The sequence below is a fragment of the Mannheimia granulomatis genome (assembly GCF_013377255.1).
In the GTDB taxonomy this organism is placed as follows: domain Bacteria; phylum Pseudomonadota; class Gammaproteobacteria; order Enterobacterales; family Pasteurellaceae; genus Mannheimia; species Mannheimia granulomatis.
Window position 1 is genome coordinate 1,128,873 of record NZ_CP016614.1, and the last position, 23,257, is coordinate 1,152,129.

At 38.9% G+C, this 23,257-nt stretch carries 17 protein-coding genes; 13 read left to right on the plus strand and 4 right to left on the minus strand.

Annotated elements, in window-relative coordinates:
* Positions 1-381: 381 nt before the first annotated feature.
* From aceE to serC, 4 genes are all read left to right on the plus strand, one after another.
* Positions 382-3,039, plus strand: a complete 2,658-nt coding sequence (aceE, locus tag A6B41_RS05310; protein WP_027074665.1) for a pyruvate dehydrogenase (acetyl-transferring), homodimeric type — start codon at positions 382-384, stop codon at positions 3,037-3,039.
* Between the two features lie 145 nt (positions 3,040-3,184).
* A complete protein-coding gene (aceF, locus tag A6B41_RS05315) occupies positions 3,185-5,086 on the plus strand; it encodes a pyruvate dehydrogenase complex dihydrolipoyllysine-residue acetyltransferase (RefSeq protein ID WP_027074664.1) in 1,902 nt (633 codons plus the stop codon).
* Between the two features lie 70 nt (positions 5,087-5,156).
* Complete coding sequence (gene lpdA, locus A6B41_RS05320; protein ID WP_027074663.1) at positions 5,157-6,581, plus strand: dihydrolipoyl dehydrogenase; 1,425 nt, start codon at positions 5,157-5,159, stop codon at positions 6,579-6,581.
* Between the two features lie 185 nt (positions 6,582-6,766).
* On the plus strand, positions 6,767-7,849 hold the full coding sequence (serC, locus tag A6B41_RS05325) for a 3-phosphoserine/phosphohydroxythreonine transaminase (RefSeq protein WP_027074662.1): 1,083 nt from the start codon (positions 6,767-6,769) through the stop codon (positions 7,847-7,849).
* A gap of 55 nt (positions 7,850-7,904) precedes the next feature.
* On the opposite strand, the gene A6B41_RS05330 is transcribed toward serC, so the two are convergent.
* Complete coding sequence (locus tag A6B41_RS05330) at positions 7,905-8,882, minus strand: calcium/sodium antiporter (RefSeq protein WP_027074661.1); 978 nt, start codon at positions 8,880-8,882, stop codon at positions 7,905-7,907.
* A gap of 123 nt (positions 8,883-9,005) precedes the next feature.
* On the opposite strand from A6B41_RS05330, the gene glnD reads away from it, so the two are divergent.
* The gene (gene glnD / locus A6B41_RS05335; protein WP_027074660.1) at positions 9,006-11,570 is read left to right on the plus strand and encodes a bifunctional uridylyltransferase/uridylyl-removing protein GlnD; all 2,565 of its coding nucleotides are present in this window, start codon (positions 9,006-9,008) and stop codon (positions 11,568-11,570) included.
* 50 nt (positions 11,571-11,620) lie between these two features.
* On the opposite strand, the gene A6B41_RS05340 is transcribed toward glnD, so the two are convergent.
* Positions 11,621-12,013, minus strand: coding sequence for a Z-ring associated ZapG family protein (locus A6B41_RS05340; RefSeq protein WP_027074659.1), 393 nt, complete (start codon positions 12,011-12,013; stop codon positions 11,621-11,623).
* Positions 12,014-12,307: 294 nt separating this feature from the next.
* On the opposite strand from A6B41_RS05340, the gene rplM reads away from it, so the two are divergent.
* Together rplM and rpsI are read left to right on the plus strand one after the other, a co-directional pair.
* Positions 12,308-12,736 (plus strand): 50S ribosomal protein L13, encoded by a 429-nt coding sequence (rplM, locus tag A6B41_RS05345; protein WP_005596850.1) that lies wholly within the window; start codon positions 12,308-12,310, stop codon positions 12,734-12,736.
* Between the two features lie 15 nt (positions 12,737-12,751).
* Complete coding sequence (gene rpsI / locus A6B41_RS05350) at positions 12,752-13,147, plus strand: 30S ribosomal protein S9 (RefSeq protein WP_025217229.1); 396 nt, start codon at positions 12,752-12,754, stop codon at positions 13,145-13,147.
* A gap of 220 nt (positions 13,148-13,367) precedes the next feature.
* Here the strand turns inward: rpsI and A6B41_RS05355 are convergent, their stop codons facing one another.
* The gene (locus A6B41_RS05355) at positions 13,368-15,104 is read right to left on the minus strand and encodes a DUF3413 domain-containing protein (RefSeq protein WP_032847478.1); all 1,737 of its coding nucleotides are present in this window, start codon (positions 15,102-15,104) and stop codon (positions 13,368-13,370) included.
* A gap of 1 nt (position 15,105) precedes the next feature.
* Entirely contained in the window at positions 15,106-15,327 is a 222-nt protein-coding gene (locus A6B41_RS05360) for a YejL family protein (RefSeq protein WP_027074657.1), read from the minus strand.
* 236 nt (positions 15,328-15,563) lie between these two features.
* Between A6B41_RS05360 and A6B41_RS05365 the strand changes: the two genes are divergently transcribed.
* From A6B41_RS05365 to A6B41_RS05390, 6 genes are all read left to right on the plus strand, one after another.
* Positions 15,564-16,136, plus strand: coding sequence for a TetR/AcrR family transcriptional regulator (locus A6B41_RS05365; protein ID WP_027074656.1), 573 nt, complete (start codon positions 15,564-15,566; stop codon positions 16,134-16,136).
* Between the two features lie 20 nt (positions 16,137-16,156).
* Positions 16,157-17,362 (plus strand): efflux RND transporter periplasmic adaptor subunit, encoded by a 1,206-nt coding sequence (locus A6B41_RS05370; RefSeq protein WP_027074655.1) that lies wholly within the window; start codon positions 16,157-16,159, stop codon positions 17,360-17,362.
* A 13-nt stretch (positions 17,363-17,375) separates the two neighbouring features.
* Entirely contained in the window at positions 17,376-20,543 is a 3,168-nt protein-coding gene (locus A6B41_RS05375) for an efflux RND transporter permease subunit (protein ID WP_027074654.1), read from the plus strand.
* 236 nt (positions 20,544-20,779) lie between these two features.
* Entirely contained in the window at positions 20,780-22,243 is a 1,464-nt protein-coding gene (gene guaB, locus A6B41_RS05380) for an IMP dehydrogenase (RefSeq protein ID WP_027074653.1), read from the plus strand.
* Positions 22,244-22,341: 98 nt separating this feature from the next.
* Positions 22,342-23,001, plus strand: a complete 660-nt coding sequence (locus A6B41_RS05385; protein ID WP_027074652.1) for an HAD family hydrolase — start codon at positions 22,342-22,344, stop codon at positions 22,999-23,001.
* A 39-nt stretch (positions 23,002-23,040) separates the two neighbouring features.
* On the plus strand, positions 23,041-23,220 hold the full coding sequence (locus tag A6B41_RS05390; protein WP_025342666.1) for a hypothetical protein: 180 nt from the start codon (positions 23,041-23,043) through the stop codon (positions 23,218-23,220).
* Positions 23,221-23,257 lie beyond the last annotated feature (37 nt).

The following is a 23,257-nucleotide window of genomic DNA, read 5'->3' on the forward strand; positions in this document are numbered from 1 at the left end:
CTGAATTTAAGATAAGTTTTATTATCTATTATCAGATAAAAACAGCATTTCTTGCTTTATTTTTAGCAAATTAAGTGTCATTTGCTCTAATTTACCTTTTAGCAAAAATAGACAAATTTAGCTATTTTTGTTATCTTGCACTGCAAATTTATCTACAAAATTTAAACAAATTTTATAAAACCAATAAAAAGTGTTTAAAAATCAAATAGATAATGTGTTTTTAAAAATGATTTTAAGATTTTCTCAAATACATTTGAAGCTGAAATAATCGTTAAATAAAAAAATTTTTTTGGCAAAAATGGTCTAAAAATCATCAAACAAACAAAAATTGTTAATATTTTGTTATTTATTACCTCAATCATCAATATAAGGAAGAATACTATGTCAGAGAACTTGAAAAATGACGTAGATCCAATCGAAACTCAAGATTGGTTAGAATCACTTGATTCATTAATTCGTGAAGAAGGCGTAGAACGAGCGCAATTTATCGTTGAACAAGTTATCAGCCAAGCTCGAGCTGGCGGTGTTGCATTGCCAACAGGTGTTACAACTGATTATGTGAATACGATTCCTGTTTCAGAACAGCCTGCCTACCCGGGTGATCATAAAATCGAACGTCGTATTCGTTCTGCTGTACGTTGGAACGCAATTGCATCGGTTTTACGTAGTCAGAAAAAAGATCTTGACTTAGGTGGTCATATTTCAACATTCCAATCGGCTGCAACGATGTATGAAGTGTGTTTTAATCACTTCTTTAGAGCACCTACAGAAAAAGATGGCGGCGATTTAGTATTCTTCCAAGGTCACGCTGCCCCGGGTATGTATGGTCGTGCATTTTTAGAAGGACGTATTACAGCCGAACAAATGGATAATTTCCGTCAAGAGGCTTTTGTAGATGGTCTTTCTTCTTATCCTCACCCTAAATTAATGCCTGAATTCTGGCAATTCTCAACAGTATCTATGGGTTTAGGTCCTGTTAATGCAATCTACCAAGCGCGTTTCTTAAAATATTTGGAAAACCGTGGGTTAAAAGATACTTCAGCTCAAAAAGTCTATGCATTTTTAGGCGATGGTGAGATGGATGAAATCGAATCTAAAGGTGCATTATCATTTGCAGGACGTGAAAAATTAAATAACTTAATTTTCACTATCAGTTGTAACTTACAGCGTTTAGATGGCCCTGTAAACGGTAACGGTAAAATCGTTCAAGAATTGGAAGCACTATTTACCGGTGCAGGTTGGGAAGTAATTAAAGTCTTATGGGGTAGCTCATGGGATAAATTATTTGCCAAGGATACTACAGGTAAATTAAGCCAATTAATGATGGAAGTTGTTGATGGTGACTACTTGACCTTTAAGTCTAAAAACGGTGCTTACGTTCGTGAACACTTCTTCGGTCGTTATCCTGAAACAGCGGCATTAGTGGCTGATATGACAGATGATGAGATCTGGGCATTACGTCGTGGAGCTCACGATTCTGAGAAACTTTATGCGGCTTATGCTAAAGCACAAAAATCAGATAAACCGGTTGTGATCTTAGCGCACCAAGTAAAAGGCTACCGTATTCCTGAGGCAGAAAGTAAAAATACCGCTCACCAATCGAAAAAAATGTCATTAGAAAGCTTAAAAGGCTTCCGTGACTACTTTGAATTACCATTAACAGATGAGCAAGTTGAAAACTTAGAATACGTGAAATTTGCAGAAGGTTCGGAAGAGCACAACTACTTACACGGTAAACGTAAAGCATTAAACGGTTATGTGCCTGTACGTCAACCGAAATTTACAGTTGATTTCAAAGTGCCGGAGTTATCTGAGTTCCAAGCGTTATTAGATGAGCAACCACGTGGCATTTCAACCACAATGGCATTCTCTCGTGTACTAAATACGCTATTAAAAGATAAAAATATCGGTAAACAAATTGTGCCAATTATCGCTGATGAAGCTCGTACTTTTGGTATGGAAGGTTTATTCCGTCAAATCGGTATTTACAACCCACATGGTCAAAACTATGTGCCATCAGACCGTGATTTAGTCGCTTACTACCGTGAAGCGACAGATGGTCAAGTATTACAAGAAGGTATCAACGAATTAGGCGCAACAGCATCTTGGGTTGCTGCAGCAACATCTTACTCGGTAAGTAATCTTCCGATGATTCCATTCTTTATCTACTACTCAATGTTTGGTTTCCAACGTGTAGGCGATATGATGTGGTTAGCGGGTGACCAATTAGCACGTGGCTTTATGATCGGTGGTACCTCAGGTCGTACAACTTTAAACGGCGAAGGCTTACAACACGAAGATGGTCATAGCCATATTCAAGCAGGTGTAATTCCTAACTGTGTCACTTACGATCCGGCATTCGCATTTGAGGTTGCAGTGATTGTTCAAGATGGTATCAACCGTATGTATGGTGAAAAACAAGAAGACATCTTCTATTACATTACTACATTAAACGAAGTGACTGAACAGCCCGCAATGCCTGCAGGTGCAGAAGAGGGTATCCGTAAAGGTTTATATAAATTTGAAACCGTTGAGGGTAAAGGAAAAGGTCACGTTCAATTATTAAGCTCTGGTGCGATTATGCGTCATGTGCGTGCAGCGGCACAAATTCTTGCGAACGAGTATGGTGTAACTGCAGATGTGTTCTCAGCACCATCATTCAACGAATTAGGTCGCGATGGTGCGGATGTGGCTCGTTGGAACTTATTACACCCAACTGAGACACAGCGTGTTCCTTATGTTGCACAAGTGTTGAAAGATTTACCAACCGTTGCTTCAACTGACTATATGAAACTTTACGCAGAGCAAATTCGTGCGTATGTACCAAGCAAACACTACCATGTATTAGGTACAGACGGTTTCGGGCGTTCAGACAGCCGTGCAAACTTACGTGAGCATTTTGAAGTAGATGAGCGTTATGTAGTTGTTGCAGCATTAACTCAATTAGCGAAAGAAGGCACAATTGAAACTAAAGTTGTTGCAGATGCTATCGCGAAATTTGGTTTAAATGTAGATCGTATTAACCCATTATACGCATAATCAAAATATTCAAAGGTAGGGCATATAATTGCTCTACCTAATAATGCATTAAATTTTCTGACGCATTAGTGTCTTTAGTATTGCGGTGGTTATGTGCAAAAAAATTGTAAAATTTAACCGCTTGCATAAAGAAAGGATTACCAAAATGGCAAAACAAATTAATATCCCAGATATCGGTGGCGATGAAGTTAGCGTAACCGAAGTAATGGTTAAAGTTGGTGATACAGTATCTGTTGACCAAAGTATTATCAATGTAGAAGGCGATAAAGCTTCTATGGAAGTTCCTTCTCCGGAAGCCGGCGTAGTAAAAGCGATTTTAGTTAAAGTAGGCGATAAAGTAACTACCAGCACGCCAATGTTAGAATTAGAAAGTGCAGATGCTGCACCGGCTCCACAAGCAGCAGCGCCTGCAGCAGAACCAGCTTCAGCACCTGCGGCTCAATCAGCAATCGTTGAAGTAAATGTACCGGATATCGGTGGCGATGAAGTAAACGTAACCGAAATTATGGTTAAAGTAGGTGATTCGGTTTCTGCTGAACAATCAATCATCAATGTTGAAGGTGACAAAGCCTCTATGGAAGTACCGGCACCATTTGCAGGTGTAGTAACTGAAATTTTAATCAATGTTGGCGATAAAGTATCTACCGGCTCATTGATTATGAAATTCTCAACGGGTGCGGTGGCTCCGGCAGCAGAAGCAGCGCCGGTTGCTCAAGCAGCAGCTCCTGCAACCGCATCTGTGCAAGATGTAAACGTACCGGATATTGGTGGTGATGAAGTCAATGTAACTGAAATTATGGTTAAAGTGGGCGATACTGTTGAAGTTGATCAATCAATCATCAACGTAGAAGGCGATAAAGCTTCTATGGAAGTGCCTGCTCCGGTTGCCGGTGTAGTAAAAGAGATCTTAATCAATGTTGGCGATAAAGTGAAAACCGGTTCATTGATTATGCGTTTTGAAGTGGCAGGTTCAGCGCCAGCAGCCGCTACGGCTCCTGCGCAAGCTGCACCAGTGGCTCCTGCAGTAGCACCAGCTCCAGCTACGAAATCAACTGCTGGCGAATCTGGCTTAAGTCAAGAGCAAGTGGTTGCAAGTGCAGGTTATGCCCATGCAACGCCGGTCATCCGCCGTTTAGCTCGTGAGTTTGGTGTAAATTTAGATAAAGTAAAAGGGACCGGTCGTAAAGGTCGTATCGTTAAAGAAGATATTCAAGCTTATGTTAAAACTGCGGTTCAAGTATTTGAAAAAGCGGGTGGTACAGCTTCTGCAGCAGCGGGTAACAGTGTAGCAAATGGCGCAGGCTTAGGTTTATTACCATGGCCGAAAGTAGATTTCAGCAAATTTGGTGAAATTGAAGAAGTTGAATTAAGCCGTATCAACAAGATTTCAGGTGCGAACTTACACCGTAACTGGGTAATGATTCCACATGTAACTCATTTTGATCGTACTGACATTACTGAGTTAGAAAACTTCCGTAAAGAGCAAAATAAACTGGCTGAAAAACAAAAATTAGATGTGAAGATCACACCGGTGGTATTCATTATGAAAGCAGTGGCGAAAGCATTAGAAGCTTTCCCTCGTTTCAACAGCTCAATTTCTGAAGACGGTCAAAAATTAACGCTGAAAAAATACATCAATATCGGTGTGGCAGTGGATACGCCAAACGGTTTAGTAGTGCCTGTATTCAAAAATGTGAACAAAAAAGGCATTATCGAACTTTCACGTGAATTGATGGAAGTATCTAAAAAAGCGCGTGACGGTAAATTAACTGCAGCAGATATGCAAGGTGGCTGTTTCACTATCTCAAGTTTAGGTGGTATTGGTACAACTCACTTCACACCTATTGTGAATGCTCCGGAAGTCGCGATTTTAGGTGTATCTCGTTCTGATATGAGTCCTGTTTGGAATGGTAAAGAATTTGAGCCGCGTTTAATGCTGCCATTATCATTATCATTCGATCACCGAGTGATTGATGGTGCTGATGGTGCAAGATTCTTATCTTACATTAATGCTGTATTAGCAGACATTCGTCGTTTAGTAATGTAATTTTAACAAGCGGTTGTTTTTGCAAATTTTTTTGTAAATATGACCGCTTGTAGAGCAAATTGAGGCAAATATGAGCAAAGAAATTAAAACGCAAGTAGTTGTGTTAGGTGCAGGTCCTGCAGGTTATTCTGCAGCATTCCGCTGTGCAGACTTAGGTTTAGAAACGGTGATCGTTGAGCGTTATTCAACATTAGGTGGTGTTTGTTTAAACGTTGGTTGTATTCCATCTAAAGCTTTATTACATGTTGCTAAAGTATTAGAAGAAGCAAAACATGCCGTTCACAATGGTATTACATTTGGTGAGCCGACAATCGATTTAGATAAAGTACGTGCGGGTAAAGAAGCTGTTGTTTCTAAATTAACCGGCGGTTTAGCGGGTATGGCTAAAGCACGTAAAGTAGCTGTGGTAGAAGGTTTAGCAGCATTTACTGATCCGAATACTTTAGTCGCTCGTGATCGTGATGGTAACCCAACCACAATCAAATTTGATAACGCAATCATCGCTGCGGGTTCTCGTCCGATTCAGCTTCCGTTCATCCCACACGAAGACCCTCGTATTTGGGATTCAACTGATGCCCTTAAGTTAAAAGAAATTCCGAAAAAATTACTTGTAATGGGTGGTGGTATCATCGGTTTAGAAATGGGTACCGTTTACAACGCATTAGGTTCAGAAGTGGAAGTGGTTGAAATGTTCGACCAAGTAATTCCTGCGGCTGATAAAGATGTTGTTGCGATTTACACCAAACAAATCGAGAAAAAATTCAAGTTAATGCTTGAAACTAAAGTGACTGCAGTTGAAGCGAAAGATGACGGTATCTATGTTTCAATGGAAGGCAAAGCGTGTAACGATACTAAACGTTACGATGCAGTATTAGTTGCAATCGGTCGTGTGCCAAACGGTAAATTGATTGATGCAGGTAAAGCGGGCGTTGAAGTAGATGAGCGTGGTTTCATCCGTGTAGATAAACAAATGCGTACTAATGTTCCGCATATTTTCGCGATTGGTGATATTGTCGGTCAGCCAATGTTAGCACACAAAGGCGTACATGAAGGCCATGTTGCTGCAGAAGTGATTGCAGGACAAAAACACTACTTTGATCCAAAAGTGATCCCATCAATTGCTTATACTGAGCCTGAAGTTGCTTGGGTAGGTAAAACTGAGAAAGAGTGTAAGCAAGAAGGTTTAAATTATGAAGTGGCTAAATTCCCTTGGGCTGCTTCAGGTCGTGCGATCGCGTCTGAATGTTCAGAAGGTATGACTAAATTAATCTTCGATAAAGACACTCACCGTCTATTAGGTGGTGCGATTGTGGGGACCAACGGTGGCGAATTGTTAGGTGAAATTGGCTTAGCGATTGAAATGGGTTGTGATGCGGAAGATATCGCATTAACTATCCATGCTCACCCAACATTACATGAATCTGTTGGATTAGCGGCAGAAGTGTTTGAAGGCTCTATTACAGACTTACCAAACGCAAAAGCGAAAAAACGCTAATTTACGAAAGGTAAAATAAAGACAAGCGGTTGATTTTTGTGAAAATTTTGCAAAATCAATCGCTTGTTTATTTTTAGCAAAGTAATTTTGCTTTTTCAGTCAATATTTTTTTTCAGAAAGCCCCCTAGTATTCCCCTGTTTTTCGGATAGAATACCATCAATATAGTTAATACAAGAGGTGAACAATGACAGAAGTTTATAACTTTAGTGCAGGCCCAGCAATGATGCCGAAAAAGGTGTTGGAACACGCACAAAACGAATTATTAAATTGGCTTAATCAAGGCACATCGGTAATGGAAGTAAGCCATCGTGGTAAATTATTTATCGAGTTAGCAGCACAATCAGAAGTTGATTTACGCCGACTTTATAATGTGCCGGATAATTATCGCATTCTGTTTTTACAAGGTGGGGCAAGGGGGCAGTTTGCAGCGATTCCGATGAATTTAATCGGTAAAAAAGGCAAGGCACTTTATTTAAATTCAGGGCATTGGTCTGCAAGTGCAGCGAAAGAAGCCCGAAATTTCACAGAAATTGATGAAATTAATATTTTGGATACTGAACCTGAATTGAAAGTGAATCGCTTAGATTTTAGTGATATTGCCCAGCAGTATGATTATGTTCACTATTGCACCAATGAAACCATCAGTGGTGTAGAAATTTTTGATATTCCGAATGTTGGAAGCATTCCATTAGTAGCAGATATGTCGTCCGATATTTTATCTCGTGGCATTGATATCAGTAAATTTGGTATGATTTATGCGGGAGCTCAGAAAAATCTAGGTCCGGCGGGGATCACTATTGTCATTATTCGTGATGATTTAATCGGCAATGCCCATAAGGATACGCCGTCAATTTGGAACTATGCCGTTCAGCGTGATGCAGATTCTATGATTAATACACCTCCGACATTTGCATGGTATCTTTGCTCTTTAGTGTTCAAGCATTTATTAGCAGAAGGTGGATTAACGGCAGTAGAAAAACGTAATCTAGCTAAAGCCGGCTTATTGTATGATTATTTGGATAATTCTAAATTTTATTACAATGTTGTGGCGAAAGAGAACCGTTCATTAATGAACGTGACTTTTACCACAGGAAATGATGAGTTAAATGCAAAATTTGTGGCAGAAGCGACCGCTTGTGGTTTACACGCTCTTAAAGGGCATAAAGTTTTGGGTGGTATGCGGGCCTCCATTTATAACGCAATGCCGATTGAGGGTATTGAAGCCTTAATTAAATTTATGCAAGAATTTGAAAGCCGACATGCTTAATGTTCATCAGATAATCAAAGAGCCACGAATTAGTGGCTCTTATCATTTAAGGGGGTTAAATTGCAGTTTTAAATAGATAGAAATTATAGCCGATATAAGCAATGAAGAGTAAAAGTCCTTCTAAGCGGTTAATTCTTCCACCCTCCGGTCTGCGGTATAGATTAATACACATTAATAATAACAATAGCGTTAAAGCAGACATGATTAGAATATCACGTGAGAATACTTCAGGAGCCGCTTGCATTGGCTGAATAGCTCCGGCAATACCTACTACAGCTAGCGTGTTAAATAAGTTAGAGCCAATGATATTACCTAAGGCTAAATCAACCTCTCCTTTACGTGCTGCTGCAATAGATGAAGCTAATTCGGGTAATGAAGTCCCGACCGCCACAATAGTTAATCCAATGACTAAGTCACTTACGCCAAAGAACTTAGCAACCTCAACGGCTCCCCATACCAAAAATTGGGAACTCACGATTAAAAGCACTAGCCCGACCACCAACCACATAACGGATTTGCCTAGTGTCATTTGTGGAATCGCATTTAACTCAGCATTAACATCACTGATGAGAGGATCATTTTTATTCCGCATTGCACTAAATACAGTCCAAGCCATATAGGCAGTGAACACAACAAGTAAAATAATTGCATCGACTCGAGTGATATTTGTATCGTAAACAAGATAAGCTGAAAGTGCGGTTACTACGATTAAAATAGGTAATTCTTTTTTAATTACATCAGAATGCACCAATAATGGTTTAATTATTGCAGTAAAGCCTAAAATCAGTGCGATATTAGTGATATTAGACCCATAGGCATTCCCAAGTGCGATACCCGGTGAGCCACTTAATGCAGAAGAGGCTGATACAATCATTTCAGGTGCAGATGTACCGAAACCAATTACCACAATACCAATTAACAGGGGAGCCATGCCAAAATGGTGTGCCGCACAAGCTGCTCCTTCAACAAAGCGATCTGCACTCCAAACTAAAAGAATTAAGCCTCCAATAATTGCGGCTAATGCAAGTGTCATAAATTATCCTCTTGGCTAGAAAATGGGCTTTTATTATATCTTCGGAAAAAAAATAAATATAGGCAAAGGAGACTAAATCCCCTATTATTTTGTAAATTTGGGAAGTGCAAAGATGATGGCAAGATGAAAAACAATAATGACTTAAAACAGCTGCTTGCTGAGTTTATGGAAAAGCAGCGAGTGGAATTTCAAACTACAGATGTGCTCCAATTAATTGCTGAGCGTAGTCGCTTTTATGATGGGCTATTGGTTGAATTATGGCACACCTATGGTCTGGTAAAACGTAGTGATTTAGCTTTAATTGCAGTTGGAGGCTATGGGCGAGAGGAAATGTTCCCATTGTCGGATTTAGATATTTTAGTGTTAACTGAAAAGCCGCTTGATGAAGCTACACAGCAAATCCTAAATAAGCTCTTTAATTTGCTTTGGGACAGTAAGCTACAATTAGGCACAAGCATCCGTACAGTGGAGGAGTGTATTGAAATCGGTAAAAACGAAATTTCAGTTGCAACTAATATGCTTGAGGGGCGATTTTTATTTGGTAACCAGCCACTGTGGCTTAGTTTGAAATCAGCTTTATATCAATCTGATTTTTGGGAAATTAACGCTTTTTTTAAGGCAAAAATTGATGAAAAAAATGAACGTTATGAGCGTTATCACAACACTAGCTACAACCTTGAACCGGATTTAAAATACAGCCCCGGCGGCTTGCGTGATTTGAATTTGCTCTCTTGGATTATGCTTCGCCATTATGGGGTTTATTCCTTTTTAGATTTACTGAATAAAGGGTTGCTTTATTCAGAAGAATATACTGAATTAGTGGCAGCACAAGCGGTGCTTTTTCGTATGCGTTTTGCACTTCACTTGCAGCTTAAACGTTACGATAACCGGTTAAGATTCGATAGACAATTACAGCTAAGCGAATTTCTGGGTTACCAAGGTGAGAATAATTCTGCGGTAGAAATGATGATGAGAGATTACTTCCAAGCGACAAAATCTATTTCTCAGCTTAGCCAATTATTGCTAAACAGCTTTGAGCAGACCTATTTGAAAAAATTGCAAAAAATTGAAGAAAAACAACCGCTTGATCAGCATTTTTATCAACAAAATCAGATGATTTTTATCGAAGATCGTAAAGTATTCAAGCGAGCGCCCATGGCGATGCTGGAACTGTTTTTTCATTTAACAAACTTTCCGCATTTAACCGCCTCAGCAGATACCTTGCGCCAGTTGCGTTTATGTTTACAACAGCAAGAAACATCACTCTGCTTAAAACCTGAAATGCGAGAGCGATTTGTGCAGCTATTTGCTCAGCCTCAAGTGGTGAGCCGTGCGATTGTGCCGATGCACCAATTGGGATTTTTAAATGCGTATTTGCCGCAATGGAAAGGCATTGAGGGGCTAATGCAATTTGACTTGTTCCATATTTACACGGTTGATGAACACACTGTTCGGGTAATGCTGAATTTGGAACGTTTCGGTGAATTACCAAAAGGCTCGGTTTTTCCTCTTTGTAATACTTTATTTTCTCAGCTTATGGATAATAGACCGTTAATCTATATTGCTGCACTCTTTCACGATATCGCAAAAGGCAGGGAAGGGGATCATGCAAAATTAGGGGCGGAAGATATGCGTCAATTTGCCGAATTGCATCGTTTTAACCAAGCTGAAACCGATTATATGGTATGGCTGGTGGAAGAACATTTAACAATGTCGATTACTGCACAACGGCGTGATATTCACGATTCCATAGTAGTAAAAGCATTTGCAAAAAAAGTGCAAAATCAGACCGCTTTATCTTCTCTACTTTGTTTAACAGTTGCTGATATTTGTGCAACCAGCGAAAGCTTGTGGAATGATTGGAAGCTTTCACTTTTTACCCAGTTATATCAATTTACTTTACAGCAGTTGGCTGAGAATTTGGATTATAAAGCAGTGGCAAGAGAGCATCGTTTCCAAGCATTAGAGTTAATGAAATTTATGCTTTCAGCCAGCGAGAGGAAAATATTAACCGAATTTTGGCAGCCCTGCCCGGAAAGCTATTTTTTACGTAATAAATCGACGCAGCTTGTTTGGCATGCATTAAATTATGTGAAAAAAGCCCATATCCCTATGGTATTGGTCAGTAATGAGCATGCACGAGGGGGGACAGAAATTTTTGTCTGCTGTCAAGATCAATCACAATTATTTGCTCGTATAGCTCAATTACTTAGCCAAAAGAAAATCAGTATTCATGATGCACAGATCATTACTGCCGAAAATGGTTTAGTGCTAGATAGTTTTATTGTTACAGACAGCAATGGAATGGTTCTAACTGAAGAAAGGTGTGTTCAAATTCAACAAGCATTGCTTAAAATGTTAGAAACACCACAAAAGACAGCTAAATTTGTGAAAAAGCCGGTTAAACATTTGCCTTTTAAACGGAAAACCAGAGTACGCTTTTTAGAGCAATCTTCGCAGACACAGACTGCGTTTGAGCTGTTTACCTTAGATAGAGACGGCTTATTAGCTCATGTTGGCTATATTTTTAATCAGCTTAATTTAAATTTGATTAATGCTAAAATTACGACTATTGGTGAAAGAGTAGAGGATTTCTTTGTTGTTAGTACCTCTGATGGAAAAGCTTTATCAGAACAGCAGAATCTTGCTCTTAAAGAGGCGATCATAAGAGAATTAGATAGTGAATAAAAAAACGCTTGTTATCTTGAGATAACAAGCGGTGATTTTTTCAATAAAATTTACGATTTCAGTAAGCCTGAGGAACCTTCAGAATAATCTCTAGGTTGATCTTCTTCTGTTTTTTCTGTTTTGACAGAGAGCTGAGCTTGTTGGAAAAACTCGATTTTAGCTGTTTCCGGTAATAATTGTTCTGAACTTTGCGCTAAATGAGCATAAAGTTTTTTATAGTCTGTTGCTAAGGTTGAAAGCAGTTGAGCAGATTGTTCAAAATGTTGCTCCAATTTCTGTTTTTGCTCTTCTACAACGGTTTTGGTTTGTTTGAGTTGCTGTTCTAAATCATGCTGTTTTTTTACACCACTATGGAATACTCGAACCATAGTGCAACCGATTACAGCTCCCACAATAAATGCTGCACCGATAGCAGCCCAAACATCAAGCGTCCATTGTTCCATTATAAACTCCTTATGTGAAGTGAATTAATTTACGCTATTTTTAACATTTCATTTTTTGTTTGGAAAGCTCCAAATGATTAAAATGTGATATAGATTCAATTTTTCGGAAGAAGTATAAAAAATATTAGATTTTTGCCTTAATTATCTGTATAATTCTGCCACCCTGTTTTATTTGGATTTTCCCGCCAAATAAGTTTGGTCAGAATTGACTCGAAGGGGTTGAATTCTTACCGTCATATAGGTAATTCCTTTAGAGGAATTGGGTTATAAACTTTAAATATTGGTATTTAATTAATGAAAACTTTTGTAGCAAAACCAGAAACAGTTAAACGTGACTGGTATGTAGTAGATGCGACAGGTAAAACTTTAGGTCGTTTAGCTACTGAATTAGCACGTCGCTTACGCGGTAAACATAAAGCTGAATATACTCCACACGTAGATACAGGTGATTACATCATCGTTATCAATGCGGAGAAAGTAGCAGTAACAGGCAAAAAAGAAACTGATAAAATCTACTACTGGCACACTGGCTACGTAGGTGGTATCAAAGATGCAACCTTCAAAGAAATGATTGCACGTCGTCCAGAAGCAGTGATCGAGATCGCAGTTAAAGGTATGTTACCTAAAGGTCCTTTAGGTCGTGAAATGTTCCGTAAATTAAAAGTTTACGCAGGTAACGAACATAACCACGCTGCACAACAACCACAAGTTTTAGACATCTAATCACGGAGCAGAAAAATGACAGCAGCAAATCAAAACTACGGCACAGGTCGCCGCAAAAGCTCTTCAGCTCGTGTATTTATCAAACCGGGCAGTGGTAATATCACCATCAACCAACGTTCTTTAGAAGTTTACTTCGGTCGTGAAACTTCACGTATGATCGTACGTCAACCGTTAGAATTAGTTGAGTTAACAGATAAATTAGATTTATACATCACTGTAACCGGTGGTGGTATTTCTGGTCAAGCAGGTGCGATCCGCCATGGTATCACACGTGCATTAATGGAATACGATGAGACTTTACGTCCAGCGTTACGTGCAGCGGGCTTTGTTACTCGTGATGCTCGTCGTGTTGAACGTAAAAAAGTGGGTTTACACAAAGCACGTCGTCGTCCACAATACTCAAAACGTTAATTTTATTTTCGTTTTCAAAAGGCAGGGTTTCCTGCCTTTTATCTTTTAAATCCTTTCTTTTTGTTTTTCCTTTAAATTAATCCATTCATATTTTCTATAGCAGAAATGCAAACTTCTTATATTATATGCACCAATAAAAAAGGCTACATTTTGAGGCATTTGCAAAAAATCCTCAAAATATAACCGCTTGTACTTATTTGCTTAAGACTTTTTATGTGCCTTATTTCTCAATAAATTGATTGCTTTGCTGAATCATCTGTAGGAATAAAGCAAGTGGTGGACGACTGTCCTTTTCATGTTGACCCTGTTTATTAAAGTGTTTAAACTGACCTTTGCGGTCGATTTGATATTGTTCTCCATCGGTCGTAATAGCAACATTCCACCGGTGATTTGAGGCAGAAACCCAAATACGTTGATTTTTCGAAGTTAAATCTATCCCTTGTGCATAATCACTTAATGGATTTTGTACCCCAAAGAATTGATGAAGTAAGGTTGGCATAATATCAAGATGGCTGGAAAGGAAATTATATTCCTTACCCTCACCTTGCCAATAGAACATCATTGGTACATGGATATTTTTGCTGTCAAAGCTATTTTCACTTTCAAGGCTATTAGCAATATCAGAGGTGATAATTACCAGTGTATTCGCTAATATGGCATTTTTTGATAAATATTGCCAAATTTCATCGAATTGCCAATCCAATAATTTATATTGTTCTTGCTGAGTGTTTGCATGAGGCATACTTAAATCCAAATAGCTGAAAAACGGATTATCTAATGAACGGCTTGAGATCCAGTTTTTCCATTGAGAAATAGTGCTTGCATTGCTATGCGCTGTTGGTAGTAAAATACCGGCAAATATAGCTTGATGGTAGATAGGGTCAGCAAATCCATTATGAGAGAATAGCCCTAATTGGTAGTTAGCTTTTCTTGTCATTTGAATTAACGGAGAAGAGGTTTTATCTGCCAGTACGGCATCTAAATATTGGCCACTTAAGCTATAAAATAGACCTAACCTACCTGCAGAGGCATTTTCGCCACTACTATAATGTTGCATAAAACGGTGAGAATGTTTACTGATTTCAGTTAATTTAGGCATATCTTCAGCATTAATTGAAGTATTGGATAAGCCTGAGAGATTAATCAATAAAATATTTGTGTTAGGCTGTTTGGTTAATACTAATGGATTTTTCGGGTAGTTAAGGTAGAAAGTGTCTAAACGTCCACTTTCTTTAAGTGCTTGATTAAATTCCTCTTTATCAATTAAACCATGCTTTTCTAAAAAATTACGGGCTGTCATTGGGTAAGATAACGGATAGTTGGCCCTCTGTGCAGTGATCGGGCGATAAGCACTCATATCTGCCCAAGCATAAATTAGATGAGTTGCGGTAAAGCAGGTTAAGAAAAAGATGGCAACATATTTTCCCCATTTTTGGCGGCTAAAGCTGCGTAGTTTTTGCCAACACCAACGAGAATAAAGCATTTCCGCTAATAAAATAAGTGGCATTGGGACAAAAAGGAGTTGCCATTTGCGTGTTAGTTCACCCTCTTCCGGATTGACTAACAGATCCCAGACAAGTGGTGATAAATGTAGATAAAATTGCTTAAAGACCTCAGTATCTACTAATAATATAGTTTGCCCGATGGTGGCAAGAATCACCGAAAGCCCTCGGTAGGTTCGATCATTTTTAATTAAAAAGCTTAGTGGAAAGAGGAGCATTAAAAAGGCTGAGAATACCACAAAGCTAAAATGACCAAACAGGCTGGTGAAAAAATAAAGCTTGCCAATTAAGGTATTAGGCCAGTCTGCGTTGAATGCATAACGCGATGAAATTAATAACGCCATAACGATATTAAAGAGCGTAAACCAATGACCCCAAGTAATACGTTGTGAGGTTTCTTCCCGATATTGTCGGGAGTTGGTTGGCAATAAAGCATTTAGGCGTGGAAAGATCATGTTATTTGGTTTTTAGTGATTGCTTTAAGGCGTTTGAAAATGCGTCTGCTAAGGCTTCACGTTGGGGCGGACTTTGAATATTTTCACATAAAATGTTAGTTACCATATTTCCTAATGCCATTAGTACTAAATCGACTGGAGCTTTGTGCTTTTCAACAGTAATAATTAAATCTGCTAGTAGATTATCAAATTGTTTGGTGTGGTATTTTGATTTTGTTGCCATATCTAAATAAAAATTGAGTCGTTAATTAGATAGATAGTAGCATAAAAATCATTAGAAAGTAGAGTTAGTCTTGTTTGTTTGAATGAAATTTGCAAAATTTTATAAAAATTCACCCGCTTGTGCAGTGAATTTAGCTTTTGGCAAGCAATTTATTCTCATTTTTTCACTCTTTTTTCTTTCCTTTTTTATAAAAAAAGCTAAAATGAACGCTCGTTCATTATGAGCTGGGAGATGAAATGTCTAGACGAATTGAGCCGAAAGAAGAGATGGTTAATCGAATCTTATCGGCAACTGAAGTCCTTATTGTAAGAGAAGGACTTCAGAATCTTTCAATGCGTAATATTGCTAAAGAAGCTGGTATTGCTTCAGGCACCTTATACCTTTATTTTAAAACTAAAGATGATTTACTGCATTCTTTAACAGGTCAATTTTTTGATCGTTATTGTCGCAAAATGGACTTAGTATTTAATCCTAAGCTTGATTTGTTTGAACAGTATAAGTTAGCGGTTCGCAGAAAATGGGCCTTTTTATTAGACAACTTAGAATTGGCTCATCAATGGAAAGCTATTTTAGGTTTTGACGAGCTTGTTCGAAATGAAATCAATAATAAGAAATCATTTTGGAATGAATTTGCAACGGAATGTAAAAAGCAAAAAATTGTTGCTGATTTACCCAATGAGCTACTGTATTCATTAAGTATCGGCACTATAGTCGATATTCTTTATTTACAACGCTTTAATAGTACGTTGCATTTTGAAGAGTATTTGGATGAAATCATTCTACGTACTTGGAAAGCAATCACATTTTAAATTTATTCTATGGAGAATATATGACAACTGAAACACAGAAGCCCGGAAAAGGCAGAAAGTTTTTAATTGTACTTACGTTGTTAATCGTATTGATTGTGTTTGCAGCAATCGTGGGATTACAAAAGATTGGAGCAATGAAAAAAGAGGAGGCTGCAGCTAATATGCCTGAGGCAGTTAGTGAGGTAACTGTTATGCAGGTAACTACGCAAGAATGGACGCCAGCTATAGCTGCAGTGGGTTATATTCGTCCTAATCAAGGCGCTATGCTAAGTGCTGAAGCATCTGGAGTTGTAAGCCGAGTGTTAGTTACATCCGGACAAAGGGTGAAAAAAGGCGATCTTTTAGTTGAATTTGATAGTAGTGTTGAAATGGCTAATTTAAAGGCTTCAGAAGCTCAATTATCTACGTCCAAAGCAAATTATGATCGATATCGTAACTTAATTGCATCAAATAGTGCGTCAAAAGCAGAATTTGATAATGCTCAGTCTGCTTATAATCAACTATTGGCAAATATTGAATCATTACGTGCAACGATTAAGCGCCGTCAAATTTATGCACCATTTAGTGGAGTGGCGGGTATCGTAAATGTAAATGTGGGTCAATACATTACCATGGGAACAGAGATTGTACGTGTTGAAGATCAATCTTCAATGAAAGTACGTTTTACTTTACCTCAGACTAATTTAGAGCAAATTTCTATCGGTCAAAAGGTTACCGCTGTAATTGATGCATTACCTGCACAAACATTCCCAGCAAGAATCGTTGCAATTGATCCGGCAGTCGATCGTTTAACCGGTTTAATCAATGTAGAAGCAATAATTGAAGAAGGGCAAGAAAAACTGTTTTCAGGAATGTTTGCTCGTCTCAATGTAGCATTGCCAACTCAAAAAGGTCAGGTAGTTGTGCCTCAAATTGCCGTTGCTTATACAATGTATGGGGAAACTGTCTATGTGCTACAACCTTTATCTGAAGAAGATAAAGAAATGGTTAATAAAATGGCAGCACAAAATCCAAGTTTAGATGTGAATAAAATGTACCGTGCAAAACAAGTAGAAGTGAAAACGGCTGATCGTAAAGGAAACTATGCACAATTAACTAAAGGCGTAAAAGCAGGAGATTTAATTGTTACAGGCGGTCTGCAACGTTTAAATAATAATTCGCTTGTAAAAGTCTCAGATGCTGAAGCTATTGGTGTGACGACACCGGCAAAAAACAGCAAATTATAATGAGGTGAGTTAAGTGAAATTTACTGACATCTTTATTAAACGTCCTGTTTTGGCAGTTTGTATCAGCTTATTGATTACTATCTTAGGCTTACAAGCGATTGAAAAATTACAGGTGCGTGAATATCCGGAGATGACCGTTTCTATTGTAACGGTAAGTGTTAACTATTCGGGTGCTGATGCAAGTCTAATGCAAGCACTTGTTACCTCACAGTTAGAAGAAGCAGTTGCTCAAGCAGATAATATCGACTATATGACTTCATCCAGCTCACCGAGTACGACTACAGTGACGGCAAAAATGAAGTTAAATACTGACCCGAATGCGGCACTTTCTGATATTTCGGCAAAAGTAAATGCAGTGCGCTCAAACTTACCGAGAGGTATTGATGACCCTTCTATCAGCGTTTCGACCGGTTCGAATGATGCATTAATGTATATTCGATTTGTGTCCGATGAATTAAATACGGCACAAGTAACCGATTATCTAAACCGTGTGGTTAAACCGCAATTCTTTACCGTAAATGGGGTATCAAGTGTTGATGTATATGGTTCAACCTTTGGTTTACGGATTTGGCTAGATCCGGACAAAATGGCGAGCAATAAGTTATCAGGCTCTGCAGTATTATCGGCATTAAGTGCCAATAACTTACAAACTGCAGCGGGAAATGCTAACGGTTATTATACAGTTTATAAAAATAAAGTTTTATCAACCACGCCTTCTGTTCAAGAATTAGAACAAATTACCGTTTCAACGACACCAGATGGTAGAACGATTAAACTTAAAGATATTGCCACTGTAGAGTTAGATAAATCAAACGATATAGCTCGTGCAACAGTAAGTGGTAAAGAAGCGGTAGTTTTAGCCGTTTCAGTTGCAGCCACTGCAAACTCGCTTACAGTTGCAAAAGATATTTACCCAATGTTTGAACAGGTAGTAAAAAACTTACCAGATAGCATTCAAGGGGATATCGTTTATGATAAAACGATTGCGATTGATAGCTCAATCAATGAAGTTATTCGTACTATTTTAGAAGCGACAGTTATCGTATTAGTGGTGATTATCCTATTCTTAGGCTCGCTTCGTGCAATGATTGTGCCGGTTATTACCATTCCGATTTCACTTATCGGGGCATTATTCTTGCTTCAAATGTTCGGTTTCTCAATCAATTTACTAACTTTACTTGCGTTAGTATTAGCGATTGGTCTAGTAGTAGATGATGCGATCGTAGTTCTTGAAAACGTAGAACGCCACGTTAAAGAAGGTAAAACCCCATTTGATGCAGCAATTATTGGTACACGTGAAATTGCCTTACCGGTAATTTCAATGACAATTACCTTAGCTGCAGTATATTCTCCAATGGCATTAATGACAGGGGTAACAGGCACTCTTTTCAAAGAGTTTGCTTTAACTCTTGCAGGTGCGGTATTTATTTCAGGAATTGCAGCTCTTACGCTTTCACCAATGATGTCTAGCCGAGTGTTAAAAGAGCATAAAGAAGGTGAAGAAACACGCTTTGCACGTTTTGTTCATCGCTCTTTAGACAAAATGACAAGCTGCTACACCAATATGTTAAGTGCGGTAATGTCAGTGCGTGGTTTTATGCTGTTCTTTGCTGTGTTGATTTTTGCAAGTCTACCGCTCCTATTTACCTCACTTTCAAGTGAAGTTGCACCAACAGAAGATCGTGGCTTTGTGGTGGGGATTTCAAAAGGTCCATCTAACACGAACTTGGATTATACAGAGGCAGCATTAGCCCCGTTTAATGAGGAATTATCTAAAATTTCTGAAGTGTCATCAGTAATGACCGTATCAGGCATTGGTGGTGGTAATAGTGCATTATCGATCATTGCTTTGAAAGATTGGAATGACCGTACGCGTGAGCGTGCAGAAATTTCAAACGAAATTGCAGCTCTGGGTAAAAAAGTGGTTGCAATGGATGTAAATGCCATTGCTTTCCCGGAAATTTCAACCGGCGAAAACGGCTTACCATTTTCACTTGTAATTACAACCGCTGATAGCTATGAAAAATTAGCTATTGTAGCCTCTGAATTCTTGAAAAAAGCACAAGCTTCAGGGCAGTTCTTCTTCGCAAATCTGGATTTAAAATTTGACACGGCAACCATGAATATGAAATTTGACCGTGAAAAAATGGGCGCTTATGGCGTAACGATGCAGCAAGTAAGTGGCACATTAGGGGCATTCTTATCAGGTGCGATTATTACCCGTGTTGATATTGACTCTCGTGCTTACCCAATTGTATCGCAAGCAGTGCGTAATGACCGTTTAAATCCGGAAGACTTAATGAACTACTTTGTTACGACTGCGAGTGGTGAGTCGATTCCATTAGGTTCATTTGTAACAATGGAATTAACAACGTCTCCTTCAAGCTTACCACGTATGAGCCAATTAAATTCAGCTACTATCGGTGGTGTGGTATCTGGTTCAATTGGTGATGCAGTGAACTGGGCAAAAGCAGAATTAGATCGCACGTTGCCAACGGGTTATCAATATGACTTTAGAGGTGAGTCTCGTCAATTTATTCAAGAAGGTAACGCAATGGCAATGACATTTGCCTTAGCGGTTGTGATTATCTACATTGTACTTGCGATTCAGTTTGAATCTTGGCGTGATCCACTTGTTATTTTGGTTTCTGTGCCATTAGCAGTAAGTGGTGCATTACTAGTCATGAATATTCCATCTGCGATGAAAGGTTTATTTATGGGTATTGCAGCAGGAACGGGTTCAAAAGATATGATGGCATTTGCCAATAGTATTTGGACTGCCGGCTATACTTTAAATATTTACTCGCAAGTAGGCTTGATAACATTGGTTGGCTTAATTACCAAACATGGTATTTTAATGTGCGAAGTAGCAAAAGAAGAGCAATTACTCCATGGTAAATCACGCTATGAAGCTATTTTCCACGCGGCGACTATTCGTTTACGCCCAATTATGATGACAACCGCTGCTATGATTGCCGGTTTGATTCCATTACTCTTTGCAGTAGGGGCAGGTGCAATTGCCCGCTTTAGTATGGGAATGGTCATTGTTGCAGGACTTGCAATTGGTACACTCTTTACCTTATTCGTGTTACCTGTTATATACACTTTCTTAGGACAAGAGCATAAACCATTACGTGAGTTTGATGAGGGAAAATATCTCCCAACAACAAAACAAGCATAAAGTAGCTATAGATATTGACGAAAAGGGCGTAGCAATACGCCTTTTTTATTGATGAACAAGCGGTTAAAAATGTCTGGTTTTTTGCAAAATAAATATAATATTTAACTGCTTGTTCGTGTTTTGTTTATGTACGTAAACGTTTGCCTATTTACAATATCGGTATTCATCTGTATAATCCGCTCGCAATTTTCCAATACGGTTTTTTATTTTAATCACTTTTTAAAGGAATAATTGCAATGCTACGTATCAAACAAGAAGCTCTCACTTTTGATGATGTTCTTCTCGTCCCTGCACATTCAACTGTGCTTCCAAATACCGCAGATCTTTCAACTCAACTAACTAAAACAATCCGTTTAAATATTCCGATGCTTTCAGCTGCTATGGATACCGTTACTGAAACTAAGCTAGCGATTTCCCTTGCTCAAGAAGGTGGTATCGGCTTTATCCACAAAAATATGTCGATTGAGCGCCAAGCTGATCGTGTGCGTAAAGTGAAAAAATTTGAAAGCGGCATTGTGTCTGAACCTGTAACCGTTTCTCCAAATATTACGCTTGCAGAATTAGCCAAGCTCGTGAAGCAAAATGGCTTTGCAGGTTATCCTGTGGTAGATGAAAACCAAAATTTAGTGGGTATTATCACCGGTCGTGACACTCGCTTTGTGAGCGATTTAAGCAAAACCGTGCGTGAATTTATGACCCCAAAAGAGCGTTTGGTGACGGTGAAAGAGGGGGCAAGCCGTGATGAAATTTTCCACTTAATGCACGAACACCGTGTAGAAAAAGTGTTAGTGGTGAATGATGAATTTAAATTAAAAGGGATGATCACCTTAAAAGATTATCAAAAAGCAGAAAGCAAACCAAACGCCTGCAAAGATGAATTTGGTCGCTTGCGTGTTGGGGCGGCGGTAGGGGCCGGCCCGGGCAATGAAGAGCGTATTGATGCGTTAGTAAAAGCAGGTGTAGATGTGTTGTTAATCGATTCATCACATGGTCACTCAGAAGGTGTTTTACAACGTGTGCGTGAAACCCGTGCAAAATATCCAAATTTACCGATTGTGGCGGGTAACGTAGCAACGGCTGAAGGGGCGATTGCCTTAGCGGATGCCGGTGCAAGTGCGGTGAAAGTGGGGATCGGCCCGGGCTCAATTTGTACCACCCGTATTGTAACAGGTGTCGGCGTACCACAAATTACCGCGATTGCTGATGCAGCAGCGGCATTAAAAGAGCGTGGAATCCCTGTGATTGCTGACGGTGGTATTCGTTACTCAGGCGATATTTCTAAAGCGATTGCAGCCGGTGCAAGTTGTGTGATGGTGGGCTCAATGTTTGCCGGCACGGAAGAAGCACCGGGTGAAATTGAGCTTTACCAAGGCAGAGCATTTAAATCTTACCGTGGAATGGGTTCATTAGGTGCAATGAGCAAAGGCTCGTCAGACCGCTATTTCCAATCTGACAACGCCGCCGATAAATTAGTACCGGAAGGCATAGAGGGTCGAATTCCATACAAAGGCTTATTAAAAGAAATTATCCATCAACAAATGGGCGGATTACGTTCTTGTATGGGCCTAACCGGCTGTGCGACCATTGAAGAATTACGTACTAAAGCCCAATTTGTACGTATTAGCGGTGCAGGTATTAAGGAATCGCATGTTCATGATGTCACTATTACTAAAGAAGCACCAAATTATCGTATGGGGTAATAATGTAAAAGGGCGAAAAATTTTTCGCCCCTACAAACTTTTAAATTGCAAATTTTTGCTAAAATTTAACCGCTTACAATAGCCAATGAGGATAATATATGCTCCAAGCCATTATTTTTGATATGGACGGTGTGATTGTTGATACCGAATATCTTGAGTTTTCTCTACAAAAGCAGTTTATTGAAGAGATCAAAGAACACGATCGCCCGATTACTTTGGAACAGCAATCAGAGGTAGTCGGAAAATGTTTAAAAGAAATCCCGGTGATTGTGCAAAAATTAAGTGAATCGAGCTTACCGATTGAAGAAATCCGCAGTCGTTACTATGCCTTTTTCCAAAATTTATTTAGCACAGTAGATTTCCGTACCATTTTCCGTGCCGATATTCAAAAGATCATCAACTTCTCCAAGCAAAATAATATCAAATTAGCGGTTGCGTCCTCATCGGCAAAATCGCATATCGACAATATTTTAACTGTCTGTGGCATTAAAGATGAATTCGATTTTATCGTCAGCGGCGAACAATTTGAATATAGCAAACCTGACCCAACCATTTACCGCTACACCTGCGAAAAATTAGGTGTGAAGCCTGAAAATGCGGTCGCGATTGAAGATTCCTACTACGGAATGAAATCTGCTAAAACCGCAGGCTTAACCGTAGTTGGCTATGAAGAAAAACGGATGCTAATCGACCAAAGTTTAGCGGATTATATGGGGAAGGATATGAATGAGATTTTGGGCATTTTGCAAAAAATTTGAGATAATTAACCGCTTGACTACTAACCAAAAGGAAAAATAATGAACGCAGCAGAATTAAATGAGGCATTATTGCCTGCTGAAAATGCTTTGGCTCAATTAAGCCAATCCGAATTAGAAACTTTATTAAAAGAAATCGGTTATAGTTCAAATGCGATTGATGTGTTGGTGCAATACCAAACATTGACCAAAGCATTCCGTGAAAAAATGGGATTGATGTAAAGAAAAGCAACAAACGATATCGAATAGCTAGGGGGCA